This window comes from Kitasatospora sp. NPDC001175, assembly GCF_053598215.1.
In genome coordinates, this window is sequence record NZ_JBSFJU010000177.1 from 1 (window position 1) to 3429 (window position 3429).

Consider the following 3429-nt stretch of genomic DNA (forward strand, 5'->3'; position numbering starts at 1 on the left):
CCTTCGGCATGCCCCCACACCCGCACACGGCCACGACGCGTCACCAACGCCATTGACCCGGTTCAGGCGAACCCAACTGAAAGGCGGAGGCTAGTCGCGAAAGGGCAGTGGGGCGACAGCCCAGCCGCGGCAGTCGAGGAGGCGGGCCCGCTGGCTTCGACAAGGAGATGTACAAGTGCCGGAACGAGGTCGAGCGCACAATCAACCGCCTGAAGCATTCCCGTGCCGCACCCACGCGCTACGACAATCGCGCTTACGTCTTCCGCGGCACGCTCACCGTGGCCTCGATCCGCCTCTGGATCAGGCCGTGATCAGATTTTCCGCCTCAGCCGGCTTCCAGCTCGTCGGCCCGCTGCCTCAGGTCTGCCGCGATGCTGTCCCAGTCCGGTCCGAACAGCTCAAGGCTCAGGGCGGCCTCCCGCATCAGCGCCGGCTCGTCCGGCCGTTGCAGGAGCACCAACCGGTACGCCAGGTTGCGCACCCAGACTGGTAGGTAGCCGCTGACCGGGGGCGGGCACAGCTCATGCAGCATGGCCAGGATCGAGTCCGCTCGGGCGAAAGTCAGTTCCTCGACGAAGTGGTGCTCGTGGTGAGGCTGGTCGCAGGCCGGCCTGGGTCGGTACTCGTCGCCGTAAAGGCATCGGGCGTGCTCCGTCAGGGTGCTGTGCATGCCCTGGAGCCTATGACGCCTTGATCCGCCGGACAGAACCTAGTCCACGGCCTCACCGATGCCTCACAGGATGCCGTCCTCGATGCCGTTCTCGACGCAGCCATCGACGGGCACCGCAAGCTCTACGCCCCCGACCGGCCATGCGGCCGACGCGAATTCCAGGACTACTTCGATGAGGGCCTCGAACGCAGGCAAGTCCCCGACTCGGGCCCCAACCTTTCTGACGTCATCAACCTGGCCTGGATCACGATCGTCACCATGCACAAGATCATCCCCGGCCAGCACTTCATCCCATTCATCGAAGCTGTCCAAGAAGCAGTCAGCCGAAGCCGCGAGTTCTCCGCCTGGCGGGCCGCCCAACGCGCCACCAACCACCGGGAACCCCTCAGCGTCTGACATCACGACCTGACGCTGGAACACGCGACCATCAGCGCCAGCACACCTCCACACACGGACAAAGAGGCGTCCGGCACCTCCCGGTGCCGGACGCCCGAGATGTCGGCGAGAACCGAGAGCACCTGGAAGGTTGGCGTGTCGGAAGTCGGTGGCACCGAAGTGCGGCGCCTGCACCGATCGATCGGTTGCTGCCCGGCGCACGGCCCCGCCTCCCGCCCGACGGCGGGAGGCGGGGTGTTCCGGTCGGCTGGCTGTTCACACCGCTGGCTCTGTCAGGGCGTTACCGTTCCGATCTGGCTCGGGACGTTCTCGGTGAACCAGAGGTTGCCGTCGGATCCGGTGGTGATGTCCAGCGGGCTCGAATCGGTGGTCGGGACCGACAGTTCGGTGATCGTGCCCGAGGTCGTGATCTGGCCGATGTCGTTGCTGGCGTTCTCGGTGAACCAGAGGTTGCCGTCCGGTCCGGTGGTGATGCCCCAGGGGAACGGGAAGAAGACGGTGTCCGTGAGGTCGTAGCCGGTGAACACGCCCGCGGTGGTGACCTGTCCGATCTGCGTTGCTCCGGCGTCGGTGAACCAGAGGTTGCCGTCGGGCCCTGCGGTGATGCCGATGGGCAGGGAGAACAGTGAGGGAACAGCGTTCTCGGTGATCGTGCCGCCGGTGGTGATCCGGCCGATGCTTCCGGACAGGACTTCGGTGAACCAGAGGTTGCCGTCCGGCCCGGCGGTGATGCTCAGTGGGAAGGCGCCGGTCGTCGGGAGGGCGTATTCGGTGACCGTGCCGCCGGTGGTGATCCGGCCGATGCTGTCGGTGCCCGGCTCCGCGAACCAGAGGTTGCCGTCCGGCCCGACGGTGATGCCCCAGGGGTAGGCGCCGAAGGTCGGGAGGGCGTATTCGGTGACCGTGCCGCCGGTGGTGATGCGGCCGATCTTGTCGACGTTCGACTCGGTGAACCACAGGTTGCCGTCCGGCCCGGTGACGATCTCGGCGGGCCCCGCGTTGGTGGTGGGCACGGAGAACTCGGTGAACGTGCCGCTCGTCGTGACGCGCCCGATCGCGTCCGCCCCGTTCTCGTTCTCGGTGAACCACAGGGCGTCGTCCGGCCCCGCGGTGATGCCGACCGGCTCCGCATCGGCAGTGGGTGTCGCCAGTTCGCTGATGGTGGGGGTCGGGCGGGTCTGTGCCGCCCCCGGGTGGGGGTGTTTTCCCCGGAGGCAGGCGATGAGCCCCGCCGGCCCCCGGTGCCGGACGCAGGACTTCACCCACGGGCGCAGGGATCCCGGGGGGCGGCGCTGGGAGTCACCGAAGGCGACGGTGCCGGGCGCTGCGACAGCGGCCGTCAGGGTCAGGACGACGAGCGCGCGGTAGAGCCGCCTGAGGCGGCCGGGACGGTGGGACATGAGACCCCTTTCCGACGGACGCGGCGGGAGCCGGAGCGCCGAGCCCGTGCACCGGCGGTCTCCCTGCCCCGAGCCGTGATCAACAAGCACAGCGTGACGGCCGAACGGCCCGCACCACCTCGATTGCTCCGAAAGCGGTATGTCACACACCATCACATGTGCTGTCCCAATCCGCTGAAGTCCCGGGTCCAAACCCACCGAGAACGTACTGCCCATCCATCCCGAAGAAATCAGAGGACAGGATGATCAAACTTCGATGAGAACGATCAAACTTCGTTGGGACGGGTCACCCACCCCCGCCAGCCAGCCCCGGCGCTGGGGGATGCGGAGCGTGCCCCGCGCGAGCTGATGACGCTGCCGGGCATGTCCCGGGACGTACGGGACTGGAAACTCGTGTGGATCCGCATCGCAGGTGCCTGGCGGTCGGGGATCCTCACGGTCTGGCGCAGGCCGCCCAACAGCGCTGTCTGGGTCGCCCACGTCCGCTGGGGCGAAGACGACCAGCGCGAGCAGCGGTGGGGCTGTTTCCTCTACGACCCCGCCACGATCTGCCCCATCCCACAGCCCTCGGCCGCCGCCGCCGTCTCGGCAGGCGCCACCACAGTGTTCGAGGGAACGCCATGACCACCGCCCCCCGCCCCCGCCGTCGCCAAGCGCTCTCTCCGAGCTCCTCGAACAGACCTCCCCTGCGACCCGGGCCCGCCAGGCCGAAGCCGCCACCATCCCCGTCCACCCCCTCCTCGCCCCACTGCTCCCGCACGGCGGCCTGGCCCGCGGCACCGTCACCGAGACCACCGACCTGTCGCTGCTCCTGGCCCTCGCGGCAGGCCCGGCGGATGCCACGCCCGCAACCTGGTCCGCGGCCATGAACCTGCCCGACCTCGGGCTGGCCGCAGCCATCGGCCACGGCATCCCCATCAACCGCCTCCTCCTGGTCGACGAACCCGGCGAACACCTCCCCGA

At 68.6% G+C, this 3429-nt stretch carries 4 protein-coding genes and 1 pseudogene; 2 read left to right on the forward strand and 3 right to left on the reverse strand.

All coding sequences use genetic code 11. From position 1 onward, the window contains the following. Nucleotides 1-125: 125 nt before the first annotated feature. Nucleotides 126-311 (forward strand): annotated as a pseudogene (locus ACWDAK_RS40805) (IS5/IS1182 family transposase); the annotation flags it as partial. A 14-nt stretch (nt 312-325) separates the two neighbouring features. On the opposite strand, the gene ACWDAK_RS40810 reads toward ACWDAK_RS40805, so the two are convergent. From ACWDAK_RS40810 to ACWDAK_RS40820, 3 genes are all read right to left on the reverse strand, one after another. After that, the gene (locus ACWDAK_RS40810) at nt 326-670 is read right to left on the reverse strand and encodes a hypothetical protein (RefSeq protein WP_427395977.1); all 345 of its coding nucleotides are present in this window, start codon (nt 668-670) and stop codon (nt 326-328) included. Nucleotides 671-733: 63 nt separating this feature from the next. Further along, entirely contained in the window at nt 734-1090 is a 357-nt protein-coding gene (locus ACWDAK_RS40815) for a hypothetical protein (RefSeq protein ID WP_344641396.1), read from the reverse strand. A gap of 248 nt (nt 1091-1338) precedes the next feature. Next, the gene (locus ACWDAK_RS40820) at nt 1339-2466 is read right to left on the reverse strand and encodes a Vgb family protein (RefSeq protein ID WP_427395976.1); all 1128 of its coding nucleotides are present in this window, start codon (nt 2464-2466) and stop codon (nt 1339-1341) included. A gap of 276 nt (nt 2467-2742) precedes the next feature. Here ACWDAK_RS40820 and ACWDAK_RS40825 point away from each other — a divergent pair, with 276 nt between their 5' ends. After that, complete coding sequence (locus ACWDAK_RS40825) at nt 2743-3090, forward strand: hypothetical protein (protein WP_427395975.1); 348 nt, start codon at nt 2743-2745, stop codon at nt 3088-3090. Nucleotides 3091-3429: the final 339 nt, after the last annotated feature.